Source organism: Actinomadura kijaniata NBRC 14229, from assembly GCF_001552175.1.
In the GTDB taxonomy this organism is placed as follows: domain Bacteria; phylum Actinomycetota; class Actinomycetes; order Streptosporangiales; family Streptosporangiaceae; genus Spirillospora; species Spirillospora kijaniata.
On sequence record NZ_BCQR01000034.1, the window covers coordinates 38,338 to 64,464 of the forward strand.

A 26,127-nucleotide genomic window follows, 5' to 3' on the forward strand; every position below is an offset into this window, starting at 1 on the left:
TAGAGCGCGGACGCCCCGCCCACGGCCGCTCCGGGCCGGGGCGCCCGCGCCGAGACGATCAGCGGCGGCCCTGCCGCCGGCCGGTCTCAGTCGACGCGCTCCTCGGCGGCGACCTTGTCCGCCAGGTGGGTCGGCAGCGGCTCGTAGCGCAGGAACGTCCGGCTGAACGTCCCGGTGCCCTGCGACATCGACCGCAGGTCCACCGCGTACCGGATGATCTCCAGTTGCGGGACCTCCGCCCGGACCAGCGTGCGCCCGCCCGGCACCGACTCGGAGCCGAGCACCCGGCCGCGCCGCGAGGACAGGTCCGACATCACCGAGCCCACGTACTCGTCGGCGACCAGCACCGCGACCTCGTCGACCGGCTCCAGCAGCAGGACCGGCACCTTGGTCGCCGCGTCCTTGAGCGCCAGCGCCCCGGCCGCCTGGAACGCCATGTCGGAGGAGTCCACCGAGTGGGCCTTGCCGTCGTACAGGGTGACGCGGATGTCGACCAGCGGGTATCCGGCGGACACGCCGCGCGTCATCTGCTGGCGCACGCCCTTCTCCACCGACGGGATGAACTGCCGGGGGACCACCCCGCCGACGATCTTGTCGACGAACTCGAGGCCCTCCCCGGACGGCAGCGGCTCGACCTCGATGTGGCAGATCCCGTACTGGCCGTGCCCGCCGCTCTGCTTGACGTGCCGCCCGAGGCCCTGGGCCTTGCCGCCGAACGTCTCGCGCAGCGGCACCCGCAGCTCGACGCGCTCGACCTCCACCCCGTAGCGGGCCGACAGCCGGTCGATGAGCACGTCGGCGTGCGCCTCGCCCATGCACCACAGCACGAGCTGGCGGGTCTCGGAGTTGTTCTCCAGCCGCAGCGTCGGGTCCTCGGCGACCAGCCGGTTCAGCGCCTGGCCGAGCTTGTCCTCGTCGGCCTTGGACCGGGCGCGGACCGCCACCGGCAGCAGCGGGTCGGGCATCGTCCACGGCGCCATCAGCAGCGGCCGGTCCGGGTCCGACAGGGTGTCGCCGGTCTCGGCGCGCGCCAGCTTGGCGACCGCGCAGATGTCCCCGGCGCGGCACTCGGCGATGGTGCGCTGCTGCTTGCCCAGCGGGGAGGACAGCGCGCCGACGCGCTCGTCCACGTCGTGGTCCTCGTGCCCGCGGTCGGCCAGGCCGTGGCCGGACACGTGCACCACGGTGTCGGGCCGCAGCGTCCCGGAGAACACCCGCACCAGCGAGATGCGCCCCACGTACGGGTCGGAGGTGGTCTTGACCACCTCGGCGACCAGCGGGCCCTCCGGGTCGCACTCGATCCGCTGGGGCGGGCCGCCGGTGACGGCGGTGACCGGCGGGACGGTGTGCTCCAGCGGGCAGGGGAACGCCTGCGTGATCACCTCCAGCAGCTCGGCCATCCCGATCACCGGGCCGGGGTGGTCGCCGTGCGGCACCGAGGTGGTCAGCACCGGGTAGAAGCTGCCGCGCGCCACCGCGGTCTCCAGGTCCGCGATCAGCCCCTTGACCTCGATCTCCTCGCCGGTCAGATAGCGCTCCATCAGGGACTCGTCCTCGGACTCCTGGATGATGCCCTCGATCAGGGCGCCGCGCTGCTCGGCGATGCGCTCCAGGAACTCGGGGTCGGGCTCGCGCTCGACGCGCTCGCCCGAGGAGTAGTCGAAGCACCGCTGGGTCAGCAGCCCGATCAGCCCGCTGACCCGGTCGCCGTCGGCGACCGGGAAGTAGCAGGGCAGCACACCCTCCCCGAACGCGTCCTGGCAGGTCATCAGGGTGTCGTCGAAGTCCCCCCGGGCCTGGTCGATCTTGGTGATGACGACGGCGCGGGGCATCTGGACCGCCGCGCACTCCTCCCACAGCATCCGGGTCAGCCCGTCGATGCCGTCCACCGCCGAGACGACGAACAGCGCCGCGTCGGCCGCGCGCAGCCCGGCCCGCAGGTCGCCGACGAAGTCGGCGTAGCCGGGGGTGTCGATGAGATTGACCTTGACGTCGCCGAAGCGGAGGGGGGCGAGCGCCAGGTTCACCGAGCGCTGCTGGCGCATCTCCACATCGTCGAAGTCGCTGACCGTCGTTCCGTCCTCGACGCGGCCCCGCCGCTGGATCGTGCCGGTGGCCGCCAGCAGCGCCTCCACCAGCGTCGTCTTCCCGGCTCCCGAATGGCCGACCAGCACGACGTTGCGCACCCCGTCGGGCCGGCCGACCTCCGGCGCCCTGCCGGGGCCCCCCGGGTGGCCTCCCTTGTCCGCCATGACTAACCTCCTCGGACGGGCCCCCACGCCGGAGCCCGCGTGCGGCTTCCGGGCCCGGCCGAGGGATCGGCCCGGCCCTGACGTCCGAGTGCGGCGCCCGGCCTGCGACGTGCGTGACCGACGTCACACCCGTGTCACCCACCCTTTCCCGGTACGGGCCAGATCACAAGAGGCGGACGGCAGAAGAAGCGCCGCCGGCCCTCCGGCGGCGGGGCGGGCGGCCGGGCCCGCCCGGTCCGGGCCCGGCCCGGCGGGCGCTCCCACTACGATGGGCGCGCCGTACGGCCCGCGGGCCCGACCGGCTCCCCACACGACGAGAACGGACGGCGATGCTCAACAAACTGCGGCCCGCGCTGGGACGAGTCCTGACCCCGATCGGCCAGGCGGTCGCGCGGACCGGGATCTCGCCCAACGCCATCACCGTCATCGGCACCGCCGGTGTGGTCGCGGGCGCGCTGGGCTTCTTCCCGCGCGGCTCGTTCTTCTGGGGCACCATGGTGATCACGGTGTTCGTGCTGTTCGACATGCTCGACGGCGCGGTGGCGCGGGTCACCGGCAAGGGCTCCAAGTGGGGCGCGTTCCTGGACTCCACAATGGACCGGGTCGCCGACGCCGCGATCTTCTCCGGGCTGGCGATCGGGCTGTACGCCGACGGCCAGGAGACCCTGGCCGGGGTCGCGCTGTACTGCCTGGTGGCGGGCGTGGTGGTGTCCTACGCCAAGGCCCGCGCCGAGGGACTGGGCTTCACCTGCGACGTCGGTATCGCCGAGCGTTCCGAACGCCTGGTCATCGCGCTGGTCGCCGCCGGACTCGACGGCCTGGGCGTCCCCTACGTCCTCACCGCCGCGCTGTGGCTGCTGGCGGTCCTCAGCACCTACACCGTCGGCCAGCGGTTCGCCGTCGTGCGCAAGCAGGCCCTCGCCGAGGCGGGCGGCGCCGCCCCCGAGCCGGAGAGGCAACCATGATCCATACCGGTGGACTGCGCGACGAGGTGACCGACGCCGCCTACGCCCTGGGCTGGACGGTCGTCCGCAAGATGCCCGAGCGCGCCGCCCGCCTGGCGTTCACCGGCCTGGCCGACCGCACCTGGCGGCAGCGCGGCCGGGGCGTGCGGCAGCTGGAGCGCAACCTGCTGCGCGTCACCGGCAGGAAGGAGGTGGACGACGAGATCCGCCTGCTGAGCAGGAAGGTGCTGCGCTCCTACTTCCGCTACTGGCTGGAGGTCTTCCGGCTGCCCGAGTACGACCGCGACCGCATCCTCGGGAGGATGCGCATCACCGGGCACGAGAAGCTGTTCGCCACCCTCGACTCCGGGCGCGGCGCGGTCGTCGCCCTGCCCCACATGGGCAACTACGAGCAGGCAGGGGCGTGGCTGGTCCATAGCGGCCACCCGTTCACCACCGTGGCCGAACGCCTCAAGCCCGAGTCGCTTTTTGACCGGTTTGTCGCGTTCCGTGAGAGCCTGGGGATGGAGGTGCTGCCGCACAAGGGGGCCGCGGCGTTCGGGCAGCTCGCCCGGCGGCTGCGGTCGGGCCGCCCGGTGTGCCTGGTCGTGGACCGCGACCTCACCGACAGCGGCGTCGACGTCGAGTTCTTCGGGGAGACCGCCCGGATGCCCGCGGTGTCGGCGGCGCTGGCGATCCAGACCGGCGCCGCCCTGTACCCGGTCACCCTGTGGTACGAAGGCGAGTACTGGGCGGCACGTGTCCACGAGGAGATTCCGGTGCCTGACGAGGGCGTCAGACAGGAGAAGATCCAGGTCATGACCCAGGAGCTCGCGCGCGTCTTCGAGGAGGGCATCGCCGCGCACCCCGAGGACTGGCACATGCTGCAGAAGGTGTGGGTGGCCGACCTGTCCCCGCGGAACGGGGACGGCGCGGAGGCCGGCCGGTGAGGGTCGGCATCGTCTGCCCCTACACCTGGGACGTCCCCGGCGGCGTCCAGCAGCACATCCGCGACCTGGCCGAGGCCCTGCTGGGGTTCGGCCACCACGTGTCGGTGATCACCCCGGCCGACGACGACGCCCCGCTGCCCGACTACGTGGTCCCGGCGGGCCGCGCCGTCCCGGTGCCCTACAACGGGTCGGTGGCGCGGCTGGCGTTCGGGTTCCTGTCGGCCTCCCGCGTCCGGCGCTGGATCAACGAGGGCGACTTCGACGTCCTGCACGTCCACGAGCCCGCCGCGCCGTCGCTGGGCCTGCTGGCCTGCTGGACCGCCGACGGGCCGATCGTGGGCACCTTCCACGCCTCCTACGAGAAGTCGCGCATGGTGTCGGTGACCGCGCCGATCCTGCAGAGCGCCCTGGAGAAGATCACCGGGCGGATCGCGGTGTCGGAGGCGGCCCGCAAGACGCTGGTGGAGCATCTGGGCGGCGACGCCGTCCTGATCCCCAACGGCGTCGCCACCGAGAAGTACGCCATGGCCGACCCGCTGCCGGGCTGGCCCGGCCGCAACGGCGTGGACCAGACCGTCGAGGGCGGCGGCACGCTGGGCTTCCTCGGCCGCATGGACGAGCCCCGCAAGGGCCTGCCGGTGCTGCTGCGCGCCTTCGAGATCCTCGGCCGCGAGCGTCCCGGCCTGCGGCTGCTGCTGGCCGGGCCCGGCGACGCCGACGACGTGGTCGCCAAGGTCTCCCCGGAGCTGCGCGACCGCGTGGTGGTCCTCGGCATGGTCAGTGAGGAGGACAAGGTCCGCGCCTACCACTCGGTGGACGTGTTCGTGGCCCCCAACCTCGGCGGCGAGAGCTTCGGGATCGTGCTGGCCGAGGCGATGAGCGCGGGCGCGCCGATCCTGGCCAGCGACATCGAGGCGTTCGACCGGGTGCTGCGCGGCGGCCGCGCCGGGGCGCTGTTCCCGGTCGGCGACCACGAGGCCCTGGCCGCCGCCGCCGGGGAGCTGCTGGACGATCCGGCCCGCCGCAAGCAGCTGTCGGCCGAGGCCCGCGCCGCCGTGCGCGTCTACGACTGGTCGGCGGTGGCCCGCGACGTGCTGCGCGTCTACGAGACCGTCGCGCTGGACGGACTGACCGTGACGGCCTCCGGCCGGGGCGGGTGAGGGAGGACCCGTGTTCCCCGGTTGGATCATCGACGCCCTGTTCTGGATCGCGCTGCTGTTCCTGGTCGGCGTGTACGTGTCGTGGCGCGCGACCCGGCTGGACCGGCTGCACGTGCGCGTCGAGACCGCCCGCGCCGCGCTGGACGCCGCGCTGGTGCGCCGCGCCGCCGTGGCGCTGGAGCTGGCCGCCTCCCGGCTGCTGGACCCGGCCACGAGCCTGGTGCTGGCCACCGCCGCCCACGAGGCCCGCACCGCCGACGCCGACGGCCGCGAGTTCGCCGAGAGCGACCTGTCGCGGGCGCTGCGGGCGGTGGTGGACCAGCCCGAGTTCGCCGCGACGCTGGAGGACCGCGGCGACGGCAAGGCGGTGCTGGACGAGCTGGCCGCCGCGGCGGCCAAGGTCGTCTACGCCCGCAACTTCTACAACGACGCCGTCGCCGCCGCCCGGACCGCCCGCTCCAAGCTGCTGATCCGGGTGCTGCCGCTGGCGGGCAAGGCCCCGCTGCCGGACTTCTTCGAGATCGACGACGACCCGCCCAAGTGGTGAGCGACCACCGCTACCTTTACCGCGAATCTGGACAAAGGGTGACAAGGGCTTGGCTACCCTCGGGCACGTCGCCAACCGGAGGGAAGGACGCCGTGCGCCTGGTCTGGGAGTGCTCGACCCGGGGCCGGACGGCCCTCGTCCTGGGGGCCGCCGTCCTCGGCGGAAGCCTGACCGCCTGCTCCGGCGGGGAGGGGACGAAGGTGGTCCCGCCGCCGGGCAACGCCGCCGCCACCGGGTCGCCGAGCCCCACGCCGGCCGTCCACCCGTTCACCGGGGGCCGCACCGGGCTGCGCAACCCGGTGCTCGCCGTCAAGATCGAGAACACCCGGCCCGCCATGCCGCAGCACGGGGTGTCGGCCGCCGACATCGTCTACGTCGAGCAGGTCGAGGGCGGCGAGACCCGCCTGATGGCCGTCTACTCCTCCAGGCTGCCGGGGCAGGTCGGCCCGGTCCGCAGCGCCCGCATCTCCGACCTGCACATCCTGCCGCAGTTCGGCCGCCCGGCGTTCGCGTTCTCCGGCGTGCAGGGCAAGATGAAGAAGTACATCCGCCGGGCCCCGGTGTACGACATCTCGCAGGAGAACGCAGGCCGCGCCTACTACCGCCGGGGACCCAAGCAGATCCCCTACAACCTCTACGCCGACCCCAAGGTCCTGCTGAAGCAGGCGCCCAAGGCCCAGGGCCCCCGCGACATCGGCTTCCGCTTCGGCCCCGCGCCCGAGGGAGGCAGGCCGACCAGGAGCTTCACCGCCAGGTGGCCCGCCGCGACGATGGCGTTCACCTGGTCGGCCAAGGAGAAGCGCTGGCTGTCGTCGTGGGGCGGAAGCCCGCACACGGCCGCCGAGGGCGGCCGGCTCGGCGGCCGGACCGTCGTCGTCCAGTACGCCAGGACCACGCGGTCGAGGTTCCATGACTTCCTCGGCTCCTACACGCCGCTGATCCACACCACCGGCACCGGCCGCGCCGTCGTGCTGCGCGACGGCAGGGCCTACGACGCCCGCTGGTCCCGGCCCGCCGAGGACAAGGGCACCACGTTCACCACCGCCGACGGAAAGCCGATGACCTTCGCGTCCGGCCAGGTCTGGGTCGTCCTCGTCAACGACGGCAAGCCCCACATCCCCTGACCGCCCCCCGCACGATCTTCGGTCGGTCACTCCGTAAGGCGAGCGCGGCTCCCGCTGACACTCTGCCGGGTCCGTAACGGGCGCTAGCAGGCAATATCATGGGACCGACTTATCGTCCGCCACGTGAGGAATGCCCGTGTCCACTCCCAGTGCCGCCACCGAGAACACCGTGCCCGCGACGGGGACCGCCCGCGTCAAGCGCGGCATGGCGGAGCAGCTCAAGGGCGGCGTGATCATGGACGTCGTCACCCCCGACCAGGCCAAGATCGCCGAAGACGCCGGCGCCGTCGCCGTCATGGCCCTGGAGCGCGTCCCCGCCGACATCCGCGTCGAGGGCGGCATCTCCCGGATGAGCGACCCCGACATGATCGACGGCATCATCAACGCGGTGTCGATCCCGGTCATGGCCAAGGCCCGCATCGGCCACTTCGTCGAGGCCCAGGTGCTCCAGTCGCTCGGCGTCGACTACATCGACGAGTCGGAGGTGCTCACCCCCGCCGACTACACCAACCACATCGACAAGTGGAAGTTCACCGTCCCCTTCGTCTGCGGCGCCGTGAACCTGGGCGAGGCCCTGCGCCGCATCACCGAGGGCGCGGCGATGATCCGCTCCAAGGGCGAGGCCGGCACCGGGGACGTCTCCAACGCCACCACCCACATGCGCAAGATCCGCCAGGAGATCAAGCGCCTGCAGGGCCTGCCCGAGGACGAGCTGTACGTGGCGGCCAAGGAGCTCCAGGCCCCCTACGAGCTGGTCAAGGAGGTCGCCGAGAAGGGCAAGCTCCCGGTGGTGCTGTTCACCGCCGGCGGCATCGCCACCCCGGCCGACGCCGCGATGATGATGCAGCTCGGCGCCGAGGGCGTGTTCGTCGGCTCGGGCATCTTCAAGTCCGGCAACCCGGCCCAGCGCGCCGAGGCCATCGTGAAGGCCACCACCTTCCACGACGACCCCGACGTCATCGCCAAGGTCTCCCGCGGCCTCGGCGAGGCCATGGTCGGCATCAACGTCGCCTCCCTCGGCGAGGACCAGAAGTTCGCCCACCGCGGCTGGTGACCTCTTCCCGAGGGGCCGCCTGACACGGTGTGAGACCGCCCGGTCAAGCGACCGGGCGGTTTATTTTCGCGCCCCCTCCACACCGCCGGGCCGCAGGGTTTACGCTGGCCGCGCGGCCGAAGGGGGGTGCTAGACCCCCGGGGCGCGTACGGCCGCGGGAGGGGAAACGAGCATGGGGTGGTCGGTCGCACTGGCGTGCGCGAGCGCGGGGGATCCCGCCGAGGTCTTCCGGCCGGGACTGGCGCCCGACCCCGCGGCCGCCGCCGGTCTGGCGCGCCGCCTGCACCCGTCGGCTGGGCTCACCGAGACCGGCGAGACCGTCCTCGACTTCGCGCTGTGGCCCTACGAGGACGAGCTGTTCGTCGGCGCGTTCGACCGGGCGCTGCTGGTGTGCGACCGGCGGCTGTTCCGCCCCGACGACGACGCCCGCCGCATCGCCGACACCGTCGCCGCCGCCCTGCCCGACGCGCGCTGCGGCGTGCTGGTGATCAACAACGTCGTGCCGGGCTGCTGGTTCCGCTGGTACACCGGCGGCGAGCTGCGCCGCGACGTGTTCGTCACCGCCGAGGACGGCGTCGTGGTCGACCAGGGGGCGCGGCTGCCCGCCGAGTACCCGTTCTGGAAGGCCATCGACGAGGGCGAGCCCGACGTCCCGCTGCCGTTCGCCCCCGAGGCGTTCGGCCTGGCGCTGGCCGAGACCCACATGTTCGGCCGCGGCATCGGCGAGCGCGGCGCCGACGGCTTCCTGCCGTTGGAGCTGCCCGTCAGGCGCTTCAAGCTGGGCTGATCCGCCCCTGTCCGGGGAAGAACGGCCCGGTTCGGGCGCGTTGTAAGGAGCGTCTAGGGTGGTGGCGACCGACCCCCCGAGCGCATCCCGGAAGGATCATTGGTGACTGCTGAGCCGACCATCGGCGTGCTCGCCCTGCAGGGCGACGTGCGCGAGCATCTGCGGGCCCTGGCGGGCGCCGGCGTCCGCACCGCCGCGGTGCGCCGCCCCGCGGAGCTGGAGGCCGTCGACGCGCTGGTCATCCCCGGCGGGGAGTCCACCACGATGTGGAAGCTCGCCACCGCGTTCGAGCTGATGGAGCCGCTGCGCAAGCGCGTGGAGGCGGGCATGCCCGCCTACGGCACCTGCGCCGGAATGATCATGCTGGCGGACCGGATCACCGGCGGCGTCGAGGGGCAGCAGACCATCGGCGGCATCGACATGACCGTGCGCCGCAACGCCTTCGGCCGCCAGGTGGACTCCTTCGAGGCCGAGGTGCCGCTGACCGGCATGGGGGACACGCCGTACCACGCCGTTTTCATCCGCGCCCCCTGGGTGGAGAACGTCGGCGAGGGCGTCGAGGTCCTCGGTCGTGCCGAGACCGGCCCGAACGTCGGTAGGATCGTCGCCGTCCGTCAGGGCCGCCTCATGGCGACCTCCTTCCACCCGGAACTGACGGGCGACTTCCGCGTGCACCACTACTTCGCCGATCTGGTGCGCCGGGCGATGGATCAGGAGGATTGACGGATGTCCGGCCATTCCAAATGGGCGACGACCAAGCACAAGAAGGCGGCCCTGGACGCCAAGCGGGGCAAGCTCTTCGCCAAGCTGATCAAGAACATCGAGGTCGCGGCCCGCACCGGCGGCGGTGACCCCGACGCCAACCCGACCCTCTACGACGCCATCTACAAGGCGAAGAAGAGCTCGGTGCCCAACGACAACATCGAGCGCGCGCGCAAGCGCGGCGCCGGTGAGGAGGCGGGCGGCGCCGACTGGCAGACGATCATGTACGAGGGCTACGCGCCCGGCGGCGTCGCGGTGCTCATCGAGTGCCTCACCGACAACCGCAACCGCGCGGCCTCCGAGGTCCGCGTCGCGCTGACCCGCAACGGCGGCTCGCTGGCCGACCCCGGCTCGGTGTCGTACATGTTCAACCGCAAGGGCGTCGTGATCGTCCCCAAGGCGGGCACCACCGAGGACGACGTCATGATGGCGGTCCTGGAGGCGGGCGCCGAGGAGGTCAACGACATCGGCGACTCCTTCGAGGTGGTCTCCGAGGCGAGCGACCTGCTGGCGGTCCGCAAGGCGCTGCAGGACGCGGGCATCGACTACGACTCGGCGGAGAGCAAGTTCCTGCCGACGATGAGCGTGCCCCTGGACGCCGACAACGCCAAGAAGGTGTTCAAGCTGCTGGACGCGCTGGAGGACTCCGACGACGTCCAGGAGGTCTACGCCAACTTCGACGTCACGGACGAGGTCATGGCCGAGGTCGACGCCTGACGAACGCACGGTCGAACGCCGCCGCATCCCCCGGGACGCGGCGGCGTCGTGTTTCGGCCCGTGTTCCGGCCCGTGTCCTGGCCCGCGTGCTTGCGCGTGGGGAGGCCGTTACGGTCGGCGTATGGAGATTCGTTCGCTGACCTTCGACGAGATGGACGTCACCCGCTCGATCCGCTCCCAGGCGTTCGGGCGGTTCTCGGACGCGGACTGGGCGGAGACGATGCGGGTGGCGCGGCCCGTGGTCGAGGCGGGGCGGCAGTACGGGGGGTTCGACGGGGACCGGCTGGTCGCGACGGCCCGGCTGCACGACATGACGCAGTGGTGGCACGGGCGGCCGGTGTCGATGGGCGGGGTCGGCGGCGTCGCGGTCGCGCCGGAGGAGCGCGGCCGGGGGCTCGGCCGCCGGATGATGACCGAGGTGCTGCGGCGCTGCGCCGAGTACGGGCATCCGCTGTCGATGCTGTATCCGGCCACGACGCCGCTCTACCGTTCGCTGGGCTGGGAGCACGCGGGCGCGCTGCACGTGGCCGAGCTGCGGACCGAGGCGTTGCGCGGGGTCGGCGGGGAGCGGGTCGCGGTGCGCCGCGCCGGGGCCGGGGACGCGGCGGAGGTCGCCGCGGTGATCGCGCGGGTGCACGGGACGGCCGGGGACTGCGGTCCGGTCGGCTGGCGGGAGGAGGTGTGGCGCGCCTTTCTCGCCGAGGACGACCGCTTCTTCTACCTGGCCGCGGACGGGTACCTGGCCTACCAGTGGTCGGGGCCGAGCGAGCTGGAGGTCGAGCGGGTCGTGGCGGCGTCGGAGGCGACGCTGCGGGCGCTGTGGGCGATCGTCGGCTCGACGTCCTCGACGGCGGACACCGTGCGGGCCCATGTCGCGCCGGACGACCCGGTGCTGTGGCTGCTGGGGGAGCGGACCGCCGAGAGGGTGGAGCGCACCCGCTGGATGCTGCGGGTGGTGGACGCCCCCGCCGCGATCGGGGCGCGCGGGTTCCCGGCGGCGGTGGACGCGAGCGTCCCGCTGCGGATCGACGACCCGCACCTGCCCGCCAACTCCGGGGACTGGCTGCTGTCGGTGAAGGAGGGGCGGGGCGTGCTGGAGCCCTCCGGCGGCGTGGCCGACCCGGTGCGGGTGGGGGTGCGCGGACTGTCGGCCCTGTACGCGGGCGTTCCGGTGGCGACGTTGCGGCGCTCCGGGCTGCTGGAGGGCGGCGGCGCCGCCGACCTGGCGGCCCTGGGGGCGGTGTTCGCGGCGGTCCCGTTCTCGCTGGACCACTTCTGACGCCGGACTGTTCCGGACACGGCACGCCGTGCGGGAGGATGTCGCCGGGGTTCGGTAGCGTGGAACGGCAGCCGAACAGATGATCGAAGGAGTGGGTCGTGCGGGTCATGGGCGTGGACCCGGGGCTCACCCGGTGCGGCGTCGGCGTCGTGGAGGGCGTGCCCGGCAGGCCGCTGCGGATGCTCCACGTCAGCGTGGTGCGCACCAGCCCCGACGACGACATCGCGCTCCGGCTGCTGGGCATCGACCAGGGGATCAACGCCCTGATCGACGAGTGGCGGCCGGACGCGATCGCGGTGGAGCGGGTGTTCGCCCAGCACAACGTCAGTACCGTGATGGGCACCGCGCAGGCGGCCGGGATCGCGCTGGTCGCGGCGGCGCGGCGGGGCCTGCCGGTGGGGATGCACACCCCCAGCGAGGCCAAGGCCGCCGTCACCGGCAACGGCCGGGCCGACAAGGCGCAGGTCACCGCGATGGTGACCCGGCTGCTGGGGCTGGAGACGCCGCCGAAGCCCGCCGACGCCGCCGACGCGCTCGCGCTGGCGATCTGCCATGTGTGGCGGGGCGGTGCGCAGTCGCGGCTGACGCAGGCCCGGCAGGCGGCGGCGCGCGGCGGCGCGGGGATGACGCAGGCCGAGATCAACGCGGGGAAGCTGGCGGCGGCCCGGCGGGCCGCCCGGGGCAAGGGAGGATACGGACAGTGATCGCCTTCGTCAGCGGCCGGGTGGCCGCGGCCGGACCGGACGGCGCCGTGATCGACGTCGGCGGTGTCGGGTACGCGGTGCAGTGCGCCCCGGCCACGCTCGCCGGGCTGCGGGTCGGCGAGGAGGCGAAGGTCCCGACCTCGCTGGTGGTGCGCGAGGACTCGATGACGCTGTTCGGGTTCGCCGACGACGACGAGCGGCAGGTGTTCGAGCTGCTGCAGACCGCCAGCGGCGTCGGCCCCCGGCTGGCGCTGGCGATGCTGGCGGTGCACAGCCCCGACGCGCTGCGGCACGCGGTGGCCTCCGAGGACGTCACCGCCCTGACCAAGGTGCCCGGCATCGGCAAGAAGGGCGCCCAGCGGATCGTGCTGGAGCTGAGGGACCGGCTCGGCGCGCCCAGCGGTGCCGCGCCGAGGGCGCGGCCCGCCGCCGCGGGCGCGGCGTGGCGCGAGCAGGTCCAGGCCGGTCTGATCAACCTGGGCTGGTCCGCCCGGGACGCCGACGCCGCCGTGGACGCGGTCGCCGCCGACCTGGGCGACGGCGACACCCCGCCCGTTCCGGTCCTGCTGAAGGCCGCGCTGAAGAAGCTGAGCAAGTGAACGACGACGACTACACCGACCGGCTGGTGTCCGGCGGCGCCGAGAGCGCCGAGGAACAGGTCATCGAGGCCGCGCTGCGGCCCAAGAAGCTCGACGACTTCGTCGGCCAGGACCGCGTGCGCGAGCAGCTGTCGCTGGTGCTGCACAGCGCGCTGCGGCGCGGCCGCACCCCCGACCACGTGCTGCTGTCGGGCGGCCCTGGCCTCGGCAAGACCACCCTCGCGATGATCATCGCGGCGGAGCTGGGGCAGCCGCTGCGGATCTCCTCCGGCCCGGCCATCGAGCGCGCCGGGGACCTGGCGGCGATCCTGTCCACCCTCCAGGAGGGGGAGGTGCTGTTCCTGGACGAGATCCACCGGATGGCCCGCCCCGCCGAGGAGATGCTCTACATGGCGATGGAGGACTTCCGCGTCGACGTCGTGGTCGGCAAGGGCCCCGGCGCGACCGCGATCCCCCTCGACATCGCCCCGTTCACCCTGGTCGGCGCGACCACCCGCGCCGGGATGCTGCCGGGCCCGCTGCGCGACCGGTTCGGGTTCGTGGCGCACATGGACTTCTACGCCCCGGCCGAGCTGGAGGTGATCGTCCGGCGGTCCGCGCGGCTGCTCGACGTGGAGATCACCGACGAGGGGGCCGCCGAGGTGGCGGGCCGGTCCCGGGGCACGCCCCGGATCGCCAACCGGCTGCTGCGCCGGGTCCGCGACTACGCCGAGGTCCGCGCCGACGGCGTGGTCACCGAGGAGCTCGCCAAGGCCGCCCTGCGCCTGTACGAGGTGGACGAGCGCGGCCTGGACCGCCTGGACCGGGCGGTGCTGGGAGCGCTGCTGCGCAAGTTCGGCGGCGGCCCGGTCGGCCTGTCCACGCTGGCGGTGTCGGTGGGGGAGGAACCCGAGACCGTGGAGGTGGTGGCCGAACCGTTCCTGGTCCGGCAGGGGCTGCTGGCCCGCACCCCGCGCGGCCGGATCGCGACCCCCGCCGCCTGGGCCCACCTGGGCCTCACGCCGCCCCCGACGGCGCCGCTGGCGGGCACGCTGTTCGACCTCGACGAGGGGGCGGACCCGCAACAGTGATCTTCCGGTAACGGGTTGGGAACTTCCCGGCGTCGCCGCTCGTCCCGTCGTTGCCGGGCCCTGGCGTACTCTCTAAACTCCGGGACTTGGTCACCGTCTCCCAGCCGACGGGCCCGTGAACGGCCGGTACCGGCGACGGGCTGGGGCAAACCACATCGGAAGGACGCCCGATCATGGGCAACGAAATGATTCTCGCGGCACAGAACTCCGGCAGCGGCGCCTTCAACCTGCTGCTGCTCCTCGCGGTGCCCGTCGTGTTCTACTTCCTGCTCATCCGCCCGCAGAACAAGCGGCGCAAGGAGCAGCTGCGGATGCAGAACTCCGTCGCGCCGGGCGCCAAGGTGGTCACCACCGCCGGCATGCACGCCACCGTGGTCGAGGTCGACGACGACGGCGTGGTGCTGGAGATCGCCCCGGGCGTGCACGCCCGTTTCGTCAGGCAGGCCGTCATGCAGGTCGTCCGGGAGGACGCCGCGGCCGACGACGCCGACACCCTCGACGGTGACGAGGGCAAGCCCGCGGGCGGGTCGATCGACCTGTCCAAGGACGACACGGGTGCCGACGACGCCGAGAAGGCCGAGAAGGCCGAGAAGGCGGAGAGCAAGGCGACGGAGAAGCCGTCGGCCTGACGTCGCGCCGGCACCGAACTCAGACGGGAAGTATGACGACCAGTGGCTCCGCCTCGTAGCAATGTCCCCAGGCCCGGGCGCACCCTCCTCGCCCTCTTCGCGGTCCTGGCGGTCCTGACCGGTGTGATGGTCATGCAGGGGCAGTTGACCCCGAAGCTCGGCCTGGACCTCGCCGGCGGCACGACCGTCACCCTCACCGCCAAGACCGGGAGCGGCGGCGCCCCGCCCGCGACCCAGATGGACCAGGCCGTCAAGATCATGACGCAGCGCGTCAACGGTCTGGGCGTGTCCGACGCCGAGGTCGCCAAGCAGGGCAGCAGCAACATCGTCGTGAACGTGCCCGGCGAGGGGCAGGACCGCGTCGTCCAGCTCATCGGAACCACGGCGAAGCTCCAGTTCCGGCAGGTGTACGCGGCCGCCGACGGCAAGCCGATCACGGCGGCGCCGACGCCGACCCCGACCGACGGCAAGAAGAAGAACGACAAGAAGGCGTCGCCCTCGCCGAGCGCGACGCCGTCGGCCTCCTCGACGCCGCGCGGGCGGGCGCTGTCGGAGGCGCTGACCGCCGCCGCGCCGTCCCCGTCGTCGAGCGCGTCGCCGTCCGGCACGGGCACGCCCAAGCCGTCCGGCACGCCCAAGTCCTCGCCGTCGCCGTCCGGCACGCCGAACCTCCAGGTCCCGCCGATCGCCAACCCCGGCCAGGACTACACCGGCATCGACGACAAGGCCGTGATCAAGCAGTTCGAGGAGCTGAACTGCTACCGGTCCGACAAGACGGTGCCCGGCGCCAACGACCCCAACCGCAAGTGGGTCGCCGCCTGCGACCAGAAGGAGGAGCGCGGGCAGGTCGCCAAGTACATCCTCGGCCCGGTCCGGGTGCTGGGCGAGCAGGTCGCCGAGGCCAACGCGATGCCGCCGGACGCCACCCAGGGCCAGGCGAGCTGGTCGGTGCAGCTGCGCTTCAAGTCCCAGGGCGCCCGCGAGTTCGGCGAGGTCACCACCGACGCCTACAAGGCGTTCCAGGAGCAGGGCCAGGGCACCCCGCGCTCGCAGGTCGCGATCGTGCTGGACGGCAAGGTCGTCTCGGCGCCCACCATCGAGCGGGGCGCGATCACCGGCGGCACCGCCAGCATCGACGGCCCGCCCGAGAGCTTCACCCAGACCTACGCCACCGACCTGGCCAACGTGCTGAAGTACGGCGCGCTGCCGCTGGAGTTCACCCAGTCCTCCATCGACGAGGTGTCCTCCACGCTGGGCTCGGACCAGCTGCGCGGCGGCCTGATCGCCGGTGCGATCGGCCTGGTGCTGGTCGTGCTGTACTGCCTGTTCTACTACCGGGGCCTCGGCGTGGTCGCGGTGGCCAGCCTCGTGATCGCGGCGGGCATCACCTACCTGTCGGTGGTGATCCTCGGCGAGAACATGGGCTTCCGGCTGTCGCTGCCGCACATCATCGGTCTGATCGTGTCGATCGGCATCACCGCCGACTCGTTCATCGTCTACTTCGAACGGCTGCGTGACGAGCTGCGCGCCGGACGCAAGCTGCGGCCCTCGGTGGAGACGGCCTGGAAGCGGGCCCGGCGCACCATCCTGGTCGCCGACGCCGTGACGTTCCTGGCCGCGCTGGTGCTGTTCTTCCTGGCCGTCGGCGGTGTGGCGGGCTTCGCGTTCGCGATGGGCCTGACCACCCTGATCGACATCGTGGTGGTGTTCTTCTTCACCAAGCCGCTGGTGGCGCTGCTGTCGCGGACCAAGTTCTTCGGCAGGGGCCATCCGATGTCCGGCCTCGACCCGCGCCGGCTGCACAAGGCGACCCCGGCGGCGTCCGTCCGCCCGACCGGTCAGGAGGCCTGATCATGGCGTTTCGCGCGGTACTCGCCCGCGTCTACCGGGGCGAGGTCAGCGCCGACATCGTCGGCAAGCCCAAGCTGTGGTACTCGATCTCCGGCCTGCTGCTGGTGTTCTCCATCGCGGGACTGCTCTTCCAGGGCCTGAACCTCGGGGTGGAGTTCAAGGGCGGCTCGGTCTTCACCTTCGGCAACTCCGGCCAGTCGATCGAGCAGGTCCGCGGCGCCGTCACCGGCGGCGGCGCGCACCAGGCGATCGTGCAGCAGGCCGGCGGCGACTGGCGGGTGACCACCGAGAGCCTTCCCTCGCAGAAGGTCACCGAGGTCAAGGAGAACATCGCCAAGGAACTGAACGTTCCGGCCGACAAGGTCAGCACGCAGGTCGTCGGGGCCTCGTGGGGCGGTGAGATCTCCAACAAGGCCTGGCAGGCGCTGATCGTCTTCATGATCTTGATCATCGCCTACCTGTCGGTCGCCTTCGAGTGGCGGATGGCGCTGGCCGCGATCGTCGCGCTGGTCCACGACCTGGTGATCACGGCGGGCATCTACGCCTGGTCCGGGTTCGAGGTCACCCCGGCGACCCTGCTGGGCTTCCTGACGATCCTGGGCTACTCGCTGTACGACGCGGTCGTGGTCTTCGACATGATCAAGGAGGTCACCAAACCGCTCACCCCGACCTCCAAGATCACCTACAGCGAGGCCGCCAACCAGGCGCTGTCGTCCACGCTGGTGCGTTCGCTGAACACCTCGCTGGTGGCGATCCTGCCGGTCGCGGCGATCCTGTTCATCGGCACCACGCTGTTCGGCGCGGGCACGCTGAAGGACCTGTCGCTGTCGCTGTTCGTCGGCATGATCGTCGGTACCTACTCGTCGATCTGCGTGGCGACGCCGCTGCTGGTCCAGCTCAAGGAGCGCGAGCCCAAGTACGTCCAGCTCCGCCAGAACATCGCCCGCCGCGAGGCCAGCGGCAAGCGGCAGGGCAGGCTGGCCAAGGCGACCGGCGCCGGGGAGGGGACCGAGCCCGACGCGCCGGTCGCCGAGCCGGCGACCACCCCGGCCGGTCCGGCCGCGGACGAGCGGGACGACGCCGCGTCGGGCGTCACCGTCCGCAAGGTCGTCCAGACCGGGCCGCGCCAGCAGCCCAAACGCGGCACCCGGACGCAGCGCCGCGGCAAGTGACGCCGTAGGCTCTGCGCAGGAAGGATCACCGACGGCCGCGCCCACCCCGGTGGGCGCGGCCGTCGCGGTTCCCGAACACCGACCACCACCGACCCCCTGGGGGAGCACGCTCGATGGACCTCGACCGCCTCATCAACGACCGCATCCGCGACATCGCCGACTACCCCAAGCCCGGCGTGATGTTCAAGGACATCACGCCGCTGCTGGCCGACCACGTCGCGTTCGCCGGGGTGGTGGACGCCATCGTCAACCACCACGGCCGGGGCACCGTCGACAAGATCGTCGGGATCGAGGCGCGCGGGTTCATCCTGGCCGCCCCGGTCGCCTACCACTTCGGCGCGGGCTTCGTCCCGGTGCGGAAAAAGGGAAAGCTGCCCGCGCGGACGTACGAGGAGACCTATGATCTCGAGTACGGGACCGAGACGATCCAGATGCATGTCGACGCGTTCTCGCCCGGTGACCGGGTGCTGATCGTCGATGACGTGCTGGCCACCGGCGGTACCGCGAAGGCGGCCGCCGAGCTGGTCCGGCGCGGCGGCGGCGAGGTCGTGGGGCTGTCGGTGCTGATCGAGCTCTCGTTCCTCCACGGCCGGGACCGTCTGGGTGATTTGGACGTCCATTCACTGGTTACGGTCTAGTACGAAAAAGGCGCCGGATAGACTGGCGCCAGCAGGGTCCGGTGGGGACGGGCGCTACCCGCCGGGGGGACAGGGCCGCGCGCCCAACACGGTCTGGGGAGGCTGGGTGCCCGGTGAGGTGGTATCGACCGACGCGGTGAACGGGGCCGCGCCTCCGGCGGAAAGGGCGCCGGAGCGTTCCCCCGCGCCCGCCGGACCGGCCCCGGCGCCAGACCAGCAGCCACCAGACCAGCGGCCACCGGACCAGCGACCACCGGACCAGCCACCACCGGACCGGGCGGCGGAGTCGCCACCGGAGCAGCCCCCGCAGCAGCCGACGCAGCAGCCCCGGCCCCGGCCGCCGGCGAAGCCACCGGCCCAGACGCCGGCGCCCTCCGCCGACCAGGCCCGGCCGACGCCGGGCACGACCCCACCTTCCGCCGCCCGGGTGCGCCGCAGGCTCGCCAGGCTGGGCGCCCAACGCGGACCCACCATGAACCCGGTACTCGAACCACTGATCAAAACGGTCCGCAACACGCATCCCAAGGCGGACCTGCGACTGATCGAACGCGCCTACGACGTCGCCGCCCACTACCACCGCCACCAGAAGCGCAAGAGCGGCGACCCCTACATCACCCACCCGCTCGCCGTCGCCACCATCCTCGCCGAGCTCGGCATGAACACCGAGACGCTGTGCGCGGCGCTGCTGCACGACACCGTCGAGGACACCGAGTACACCCTGGAGGAGCTGCGCTCCGACTTCGGTGACGAGATCGCGGCGCTGGTGGACGGGGTCACCAAGCTCGACAAGGTCAAGTACGGCGACGCCGCCGAGGCCGAGACCGTCCGCAAGATGGTCGTGGCGATGTCCCGCGACATCCGCGTCCTGGTGATCAAGCTGGCGGACCGGCTGCACAACATGCGCACCCTGCGCTACATGCCCCGGCACAAGCAGGAGAAGAAGGCCCGCGAGACCCTGGAGGTGTTCGCGCCGCTGGCCCACCGCCTGGGCATGAACACCCTCAAGTGGGAGCTGGAGGACCTGGCGTTCGCCACCCTGTTCCCCAAACGCTTCGACGAGATCGCCCGGCTGGTCTCCGAACGCGCCCCCCGCCGCGACATCTTCCTCCAGGAAGTGATCGAGAACGTGTCGGCGGACCTGCGCGACTCGCGGATCAAGGCCACCGTCACCGGACGGCCCAAGCACTACTACTCGATCTACCAGAAGATGATCGCCCGGGACGTGTCGTTCGACGACATCTACGACCTGGTCGGCATCCGGGTCCTGGTCGACAGCGTCCGCGACTGCTACGCCGCCCTCGGCACGATCCACGCGCGATGGAACCCGGTCCCCGGCCGGTTCAAGGACTACATCGCGATGCCGAAGTTCAACATGTACCAGTCGCTGCACACCACCGTGATAGGGCCCGAGGGCAAGCCGGTGGAGCTGCAGATCCGCACCTGGGGCATGCACCGGCGGGCCGAGTACGGCGTCGCGGCGCACTGGAAGTACAAGGAGGAGACGGTCGGTGGCCGCAAGGCCGGCGACATGCAGTGGCTGCGCCAGCTGCTGGACTGGCAGAAGGAGACCGCCGACCCGGCCGAGTTCCTGGAGTCGCTGCGCTTCGACCTGTCGGTGTCGGAGGTCTTCGTCTTCACGCCCAAGGGCGACGTGATGGCGCTGCCGCAGGGCGCGACCCCGGTCGACTTCGCCTACGCCATCCACACCGAGGTCGGGCACCGCACCATCGGGGCGCGCGTCAACGGCCGCCTGGTGCCGCTGGAGTCCACCCTCGACAACGGTGACGCCGTCGAGATCTTCACCTCCAAGTCGCAGGACGCCGGGCCCAGCCGCGACTGGCTGAACTTCGTCAAGTCCGCCCGCGCCCGCAACAAGATCAAGCACTGGTTCTCCAAGGAGCGCCGCGACACCGCCATCGAGTCGGGCAAGGACTCCATCGCCCGCGCGATGCGCAAGCAGAACATGCCGTTGCAGCGCATGATGTCGGGGGAGGCGCTGCTGGCGCTGGCCCGCGACATGCGCTACCCGGACGTGTCGTCGCTGTACGCGGCGGTGGGGGAGGGCCACATCTCGGCGCAGGCGGTCGTGCACCGCCTGGTGGAGGCCCTGGGCGGCGTGGAGAGCGCCGAGGAGGACCTGGCCGAGATCGCGGTCCCCACGCGCCGCAAGCGCAGCCGTCCGTCCGCCGACCCGGGCGTGGTCGTGGACGGCGACGCGGACGTGTGGGTGCGGCTGTCGCGATGTTGCACCCCGGTCCCCGGCGACGACATCGTGGGTTTCGTGACGCGCGGCCACGGCGTGTCGGTGCACCGCAGCGACTGCGCGAACGTCACCCAGCTCAAGGAGCAGCCGGACCGGCTCGTCGACGTGAAGTGGTCGCCGGGCGAGGACTCGGTGTTCCTGGTGGCGATCCAGGTGGAGGCGCTGGACCGGCCGCGGCTGCTGTCGGACGTCACCCGGGTCCTGTCGGACCAGCACGTGAACATCCTGTCGGCGTCGGTCACCACCACCCGCGACCGGGTGGCGGTCAGCCGGTTCACGTTCGAGATGGGCGACCCCAAGCACCTGGGCCACGTGCTCAAGGCGGTGCGGTCGATCGACGGCGTGTACGACGTGTACCGCGTCACCAGCGGCGCGCACCGCTGAGCACCACCCGGGCGCTCCCCGAGCGGCGACGCCCCGCCGGAGGACCGGCGGGGCGTGCTCCCTCCCGTGCTCCCGTTACCGGAACGCGGGCATCACGTGCTCGTGCACCAGCCGCAGCTGGGTGTCGACGTCGGGGACGCCCGCCAGCTCGCGGCCGGTGAACGACTTCACCAGCGCCGAGTCGGTGATCGCCAGGATCATGTGGTTCACGCCGGTCGGCGCGATGTCCTTGGCGATCTTCTCGCGGACCTCCTCGGGCGTGCCGGAGATCGACAGCTTCTCGGTGATCTCCGGGGTGGTCAGCTCGATGCCGCGGGCCAGGTCGCCGGCGCCGATCGCCTCGATGATCGGGGCGACGTCGGCGGGGGAGACGCCGTTGCGCTCCAGCTGCTCGGCGGGCATCGCCGAGGCGTACAGGCCGACCATGCTGCGCGCGGCCTGCTTGGCGGCCTCGGAGTCGGGGCCGGTCGCGAACACGACCCACGCGCCGATGTCGAGGCTCTTCCAGTCCTTGCCCGCCCGCTCGGCGCCGATCCGGAAGTGCTTGACGGCGTACTCGTAGGCCTCCCGCGAGTAGCTGAGGGCGTGGTGGACGCCGTCGGACAGCTCACCGGCGGCCTCGAACGACTTCGGCCCCCGCATCGCGCCGATCTTGACGGGCAGGTGCTCCTGCACCGGGCGGGCGAAGGTGAACAGCCCGTCGTAGGAGTAGAACTCCCCGTCGCGGGTGATCGTGCCCTCGTCCAGCAGGGTCCGGACGACCCCGACGGCCTCCTTGACGCGGGTCAGCGGCTTGGTCTTCGTCCAGTCGATCTTGTACTGGGCGAGCACCCCGAAGTTGCCCGAGCCGAGCACGACCTCGGCGCGGCCGCCGGTCAGCTCGTCCAGGGTGGCGGCGGCCTGGGCGATCAGGGTGGGCTCGCGCAGCGTCACCGCCGACACGCTCGGCCCCATCTTGATCTGCTCGGTCTGCGCCGCGGCCGCCGCGAACAGCAGCCACAGGTCCTTGTGCCAGGGCTCGTCGGCCGCGTAGACGGCGTGGTAGCCGAGCTCGTCGGCCAGCCGGATCGACGCCAGCGACTCGGTGAGCGGGTAGTCGGGGAGCATGGCGTAGCTGAACTTCACGGAAGGGACCTTCCTCGTAGGGGGAATGGGAGGGGGTCTAGCCCTTGATCTGCGTCCACGCCTGGGACCAGCGGGCGTAGTCCACGCACGCGTCGCCCCGGTCGTCGCCGCAGTTCCTGACGGGGGTCTTCCAGAACGAGATGCGCCGGTAGAACTCGGCGTCGCCGACATGGAAGTCCCGGCAGAAGCCGGGGGCGGTGTACCGGCACGCCTTGGGGTTGGCGGGGGCCTGGCCGAACCACTGCCCGACCTGCGCCTGCACCTTCGGCGTGGTGATCCAGTTCATCCACCGGTACATGCAGTTGGGATGCTGGGCCCGGGAGGAGACCATCCAGGTGTCGGACCAGCCGGTGGCCCCCTCGCGGGGGATCACCGTGGCGACCGGGGCCCGGGCGTCGCGGGCCAGGTTGGCGGTCACCTGCCAGGCGGTGCCGGCGTGGATGTCACCGACCTTGAACGACTGGATCTCGTCCAGGTAACTGTGCCAGTACTGCACCACGTTCGGCCGCTGCTTCTTCAGCAGGTCCACCGCCGCCGCGAACTGCTCCTCCGACAGCGCGTACGGGTCGGTGATCTTGAGGTCGGGACGGTGGGCCTTCAGGTACAGCGCGGCGTCGGCGATGTAGATAGGCGAGTCGTAGGCGGCCAGGTTCCCGGCGGCGGGCGACTTGGGATCCCACATCACCTTCCAGGAGTCCAGGCCCTGGGGGAACCGGTCGGTGCGGTACATCAGCATGTTCGCGCCGTAGCCGTGCGGCACGCCGTACATCTGGCCGCCCGCCGAGTTGTAGGGCTGGTCCTTGAGGTACGCGGCGATGTCGCCGTAGTTGCTGAGCAGCGCGGTGTTCACGGGCGCGACGTCGCCGTTGTGGATCAGCCGCACGCTGGCGTCGCCGGACGCCGACACGCCGTCGTAGCGTCCGGTGCGCATCAGCGCGACCATCGCGTCCGACGTGTCGGCGATCTTGGCTTCCACCCGGCAGCCGGTGGCCCGGGTGAACGGCGTCACCCAGTCCACCTTCCGGTCGGTGGAGCCGTCCTCGGCGTACCCGGCCCACACCACCAGCGACAGCTTGCCCTCACCGGGGCCGATGCTCTGCTGAGCGGGGAGCCGGGGCGGGGAGGTGCCCTGCTCGTCGGGGGAATCGTTGCACGCGCTCGCGGTCATCGCCGTCAGCAGCGTGAGCAACGCCGCCAGGCGGATGGCGCGGCCGGCTCCGTGCGCGGGGTGTCGTCGGACGCGTCGCCCCCGGGGGAGCCGGGAGGGGACGACACGTGCACGGGCTTCGGGCGGGGTCCGGAAGATCATCGGACCGGATTGTAGGGGTAAGGGGGGTGGTCGTGTCACCCGAATCGCATGATCGATCTCTCTCCGTGTATCGTCCCAAAAACGGACGGACTGTTGCTAGGGTCTGCTCTCGTCTCTCGTGACCGACAGCTCCCTGTACCCCCCGTCTCCGTAACCGCCAAGGGACCGTTGAGTGGGATCACGCAACACTCGTCGGCGGCCCCGCTCATGGGCCGCCCGCTTCCGTACCGTCCGCTTCAAGGTCGTCTCGCTGGTTCTGGTCTCGCTGGTCTCGCTCGCCACGCTGTGGGCGTTCGCGGCCAGCGTGACCCTCGGCGAGGGCCTCAACCTGCGCAACGTCAAGACCGTCCAGGACCACTTCGGCTACCCCTCCGGCGCGCTCGGCAGCGCGCTGCAGGTCGAACGCCGCCTGACGCTGGTGTTCCTCGGCAGCCGCACCCCCGGTGACCGCGCCGCGATGGAGTCGGGCCGCCTGGTCACCGACCGGCAGGCCGCGCTGTTCCGCCGGCTGGTGGGCGACCAGGGCGCGCGGGAGGCCGCGCCCGCGCAGGCCCGGCGGCTCGCCGACGAGGTCCTGGGCGGCCTGAACGGCCTGGCCAACAAGCGCGCGGCCATCGACGCCGGCGCGGCCGCCCGGCCGCAGGCGTTCGCCGACTACACGGGACTGATCGGGGGGATCGGCGCGCTCCAGGGCTCGCTGTCCACGATCGGCAACCCCGAGGTCGCCAAGGACGCCCGCGACCAGCTCGCCCTGGCCCGCGCCCGCGAGGCGCTGGCCCAGGAGGACGCCCACCTGGCGGGGGCGCTGGCCGCCGGACGGCTGACCCGCGCCGAGCACGCCGAGTTCGTCAAGCTCGTCGGCACCCAGCGCGCCCTGTTCGGCCTGGCCGCGCCCGAGCTGCGGCCCGGCGACCGCGCCTACTTCGGCCGCGTCACCGGCGCCCCCGAGTACGCCCGGCTGCGCGACCTGGAGGACCGCGTCGTCGGCGCGGCCCGCATGAACAAGGTCGCCGCCGACCTGCCGGTGCGGTGGAAGACCACCGCCGACGCCAACCTCACCCGCCTGCGCGGCCTGGAGCTGTCGCTGACCGAGCAGGCCGAACGCCGCGCCCGCCCGATCTCCGACGCGATCCTGCTGCGCGTCGTGCTGGCCGGGGCGCTCGGCCTGCTGGCGGTGGTCGCGACCGTCGCGCTGGCGGTGTGGGTGGCCCGCTCGGTCATCCGCGACCTGGCCGGGCTGCGCCGCGAGGCCCAGGACCTGGCCGACCGTCGCCTGCCCGGCGTGATCTCCCGGCTGCGCCGCGGCGAGCAGGTGGACGTGGCCGCCGAGGCCCCGCCGCTGTCGTTCCCCACCGGCGAGATCGACGAGGTCGGGCAGGCGTTCAACGCCGCCCGCCGCACCGCCATCCAGGGCGCGGTCGAGGAGGCGGCGCTGCGCCGCGGCATCAGCGAGGTGTTCGTCAACCTGGCCCGCCGCAGCCAGACGCTGCTGCACCGGCAGCTGAAGCTGCTGGACTCCATGGAACGCCGCATCTCCGACCCCGACGACCTGGAGGACCTGTTCCGCGTCGACCACCTGGCCACCCGCATGCGGCGGCACGCCGAGGGCCTGATCATCCTGTCCGGGCAGCCGCCCGGCCGGGGATGGCGCAACCCGGTGAAGGTGATCGACGTGACCCGCGCCGCCGCCTCGGAGGTGGAGGACTACACGCGGGTGTCGGTCGCGCCGATGCCCGAGGCCGCGATCGCCGGGGTGGCGGTCACCGACGTGGTGCACCTGCTGGCCGAGCTGGTCGAGAACGCCACCGCGTTCTCCCCGCCGCACACCACCGTGCAGGTCACCGGGGAGCTGGTCGGCCACGGATTCAGCATCGAGATCGAGGACCGGGGCCTCGGCATGGACGAGGCGGCGCTGGCCGCCGCCAACGCCCGGCTCGCCGCGCCGCCGGAGTTCGACCTGTCCGACAGCGCCCAGCTCGGCCTGTTCGTGGTCGGGCGGCTGGCGCAGCGCCACAACATCCGGGTGACGCTGCGGACCTCGCCGTTCGGCGGGACCACCGCGATCGTGCTGCTGCCGGACGAGCTGGTCGTGCTGTCGGAGCGGCCCGGCGCGGACCGCACGCCGTTCGCGCTGACCCGGCGCGGCGCCGACGCCCTGATCCCCGCCGGGGTGGTGCGCGGGCGCCGGCACGCGCCCGAGCTGCCCGCCGCGCCCCCGGAGCGGTACGTCACCGCGTTCTCCGAGCCCGCCGAGCTCCCCGAACCGGCCGGGTTCCCCGAACCCGCCGCGTATCCCGAGAACTCCGGATACCCCGAGAGCAACGGATACCCCGAACCGGCCGGGTACCGCGAACCGACCGGATACCCCGAGCCGGCCGGACACCCCGAGCCCGCCGCGTACCCCGAGAACACCGGGTTCTCCGGACCCGGGGAGACCCCCGGTCAGCCCGATCTCTCCGAGCCGTCCGAGCTGCCCGAGATCTCCACGCCGTCCCGGCCGTCCCGCCGCAACCGGCCCCCGGTCGTCACCCGGCGGGACGACGCCCCCCGCCCCGACCTGCCCCGGCGCGTCCGGCGCGCCAACATGGCGCCGCAGCTGCGCCGGGAGGCCGAACCACCGCCCGCCCCCGACCGGCCGCAGCCCCCGCGGGTCCAGCGGTCGCCCGAGGAACTGCGGTCCATGATGTCGGCGATCCAGCGCGGCACCCGGCGGGGCCGCGCCGAGTCCGTGGAGTCCCCGGGATCCCCGGGGGTTCCGGGGACCCCGGGGTTCGCCGAGCACGCCGGACCCGACGAGGAGACGTGAT

At 72.4% G+C, this 26,127-nt stretch carries 22 protein-coding genes; 19 read left to right on the forward strand and 3 right to left on the reverse strand.

Going from position 1 to position 26,127, the window contains the following annotated elements:
• Positions 1-86: 86 nt before the first annotated feature.
• On the reverse strand, positions 87-2,252 hold the full coding sequence (locus AKI01S_RS12580; RefSeq protein ID WP_067815477.1) for an elongation factor G-like protein EF-G2: 2,166 nt from the start codon (positions 2,250-2,252) through the stop codon (positions 87-89).
• Between the two features lie 329 nt (positions 2,253-2,581).
• Here AKI01S_RS12580 and pgsA point away from each other — a divergent pair, with 329 nt between their 5' ends.
• The 18 genes from pgsA (at position 2,582) to AKI01S_RS12670 (ending at position 20,886) form a co-directional block, all read left to right on the forward strand.
• Positions 2,582-3,217 (forward strand): phosphatidylinositol phosphate synthase, encoded by a 636-nt coding sequence (gene pgsA / locus AKI01S_RS12585; protein ID WP_067815480.1) that lies wholly within the window; start codon positions 2,582-2,584, stop codon positions 3,215-3,217.
• Complete coding sequence (locus tag AKI01S_RS12590) at positions 3,214-4,146, forward strand: phosphatidylinositol mannoside acyltransferase (RefSeq protein WP_174567378.1); 933 nt, start codon at positions 3,214-3,216, stop codon at positions 4,144-4,146. Before pgsA ends, AKI01S_RS12590 begins: the two co-directional genes overlap by 4 nt.
• Complete coding sequence (locus tag AKI01S_RS12595; RefSeq protein ID WP_067815483.1) at positions 4,143-5,306, forward strand: glycosyltransferase family 4 protein; 1,164 nt, start codon at positions 4,143-4,145, stop codon at positions 5,304-5,306. Before AKI01S_RS12590 ends, AKI01S_RS12595 begins: the two co-directional genes overlap by 4 nt.
• Positions 5,307-5,316: 10 nt before the next feature.
• Positions 5,317-5,853 (forward strand): hypothetical protein, encoded by a 537-nt coding sequence (locus tag AKI01S_RS12600; protein WP_083999445.1) that lies wholly within the window; start codon positions 5,317-5,319, stop codon positions 5,851-5,853.
• A 92-nt stretch (positions 5,854-5,945) separates the two neighbouring features.
• Positions 5,946-6,977: a DUF3048 domain-containing protein gene (locus AKI01S_RS12605; protein ID WP_067815486.1), complete on the forward strand. Its 1,032-nt coding sequence runs from the start codon at positions 5,946-5,948 to the stop codon at positions 6,975-6,977.
• Positions 6,978-7,107: 130 nt separating this feature from the next.
• A complete protein-coding gene (gene pdxS / locus AKI01S_RS12610) occupies positions 7,108-8,031 on the forward strand; it encodes a pyridoxal 5'-phosphate synthase lyase subunit PdxS (RefSeq protein ID WP_067815489.1) in 924 nt (307 codons plus the stop codon).
• Between the two features lie 172 nt (positions 8,032-8,203).
• Complete coding sequence (locus tag AKI01S_RS12615) at positions 8,204-8,818, forward strand: DUF6928 family protein (protein ID WP_067815492.1); 615 nt, start codon at positions 8,204-8,206, stop codon at positions 8,816-8,818.
• Between the two features lie 102 nt (positions 8,819-8,920).
• Positions 8,921-9,541, forward strand: coding sequence for a pyridoxal 5'-phosphate synthase glutaminase subunit PdxT (gene pdxT / locus AKI01S_RS12620; RefSeq protein ID WP_067815494.1), 621 nt, complete (start codon positions 8,921-8,923; stop codon positions 9,539-9,541).
• A 3-nt stretch (positions 9,542-9,544) separates the two neighbouring features.
• Positions 9,545-10,297, forward strand: coding sequence for a YebC/PmpR family DNA-binding transcriptional regulator (locus tag AKI01S_RS12625; RefSeq protein WP_067815497.1), 753 nt, complete (start codon positions 9,545-9,547; stop codon positions 10,295-10,297).
• A 121-nt stretch (positions 10,298-10,418) separates the two neighbouring features.
• Positions 10,419-11,576, forward strand: a complete 1,158-nt coding sequence (locus AKI01S_RS12630) for a GNAT family N-acetyltransferase (RefSeq protein ID WP_067815500.1) — start codon at positions 10,419-10,421, stop codon at positions 11,574-11,576.
• A 98-nt stretch (positions 11,577-11,674) separates the two neighbouring features.
• On the forward strand, positions 11,675-12,280 hold the full coding sequence (gene ruvC, locus AKI01S_RS12635) for a crossover junction endodeoxyribonuclease RuvC (RefSeq protein ID WP_067815503.1): 606 nt from the start codon (positions 11,675-11,677) through the stop codon (positions 12,278-12,280).
• A complete protein-coding gene (gene ruvA, locus AKI01S_RS12640; RefSeq protein WP_067815506.1) occupies positions 12,277-12,879 on the forward strand; it encodes a Holliday junction branch migration protein RuvA in 603 nt (200 codons plus the stop codon). The genes ruvC and ruvA overlap by 4 nt, the downstream gene beginning before the upstream one ends.
• Positions 12,880-12,902: 23 nt before the next feature.
• A complete protein-coding gene (gene ruvB / locus AKI01S_RS12645; RefSeq protein ID WP_218009654.1) occupies positions 12,903-13,949 on the forward strand; it encodes a Holliday junction branch migration DNA helicase RuvB in 1,047 nt (348 codons plus the stop codon).
• 173 nt (positions 13,950-14,122) lie between these two features.
• Positions 14,123-14,578 (forward strand): preprotein translocase subunit YajC, encoded by a 456-nt coding sequence (yajC, locus tag AKI01S_RS12650; protein WP_067815512.1) that lies wholly within the window; start codon positions 14,123-14,125, stop codon positions 14,576-14,578.
• A gap of 42 nt (positions 14,579-14,620) precedes the next feature.
• The gene (gene secD / locus AKI01S_RS12655) at positions 14,621-16,429 is read left to right on the forward strand and encodes a protein translocase subunit SecD (protein WP_369688718.1); all 1,809 of its coding nucleotides are present in this window, start codon (positions 14,621-14,623) and stop codon (positions 16,427-16,429) included.
• A gap of 2 nt (positions 16,430-16,431) precedes the next feature.
• Positions 16,432-17,601, forward strand: a complete 1,170-nt coding sequence (gene secF / locus AKI01S_RS12660; protein ID WP_067815518.1) for a protein translocase subunit SecF — start codon at positions 16,432-16,434, stop codon at positions 17,599-17,601.
• Between the two features lie 113 nt (positions 17,602-17,714).
• On the forward strand, positions 17,715-18,239 hold the full coding sequence (locus AKI01S_RS12665) for an adenine phosphoribosyltransferase (protein ID WP_067815520.1): 525 nt from the start codon (positions 17,715-17,717) through the stop codon (positions 18,237-18,239).
• Between the two features lie 472 nt (positions 18,240-18,711).
• Complete coding sequence (locus AKI01S_RS12670; protein ID WP_067815522.1) at positions 18,712-20,886, forward strand: RelA/SpoT family protein; 2,175 nt, start codon at positions 18,712-18,714, stop codon at positions 20,884-20,886.
• Positions 20,887-20,961: 75 nt separating this feature from the next.
• Here the strand turns inward: AKI01S_RS12670 and AKI01S_RS12675 are convergent, their stop codons facing one another.
• Positions 20,962-22,011, reverse strand: a complete 1,050-nt coding sequence (locus tag AKI01S_RS12675) for an LLM class flavin-dependent oxidoreductase (RefSeq protein WP_067815524.1) — start codon at positions 22,009-22,011, stop codon at positions 20,962-20,964.
• Between the two features lie 37 nt (positions 22,012-22,048).
• Positions 22,049-23,320, reverse strand: a complete 1,272-nt coding sequence (locus AKI01S_RS12680; RefSeq protein WP_083999449.1) for an ABC transporter substrate-binding protein — start codon at positions 23,318-23,320, stop codon at positions 22,049-22,051.
• Between the two features lie 172 nt (positions 23,321-23,492).
• Here AKI01S_RS12680 and AKI01S_RS52775 point away from each other — a divergent pair, with 172 nt between their 5' ends.
• On the forward strand, positions 23,493-26,126 hold the full coding sequence (locus AKI01S_RS52775) for a nitrate- and nitrite sensing domain-containing protein (protein ID WP_067815525.1): 2,634 nt from the start codon (positions 23,493-23,495) through the stop codon (positions 26,124-26,126).
• Position 26,127 lies beyond the last annotated feature (1 nt).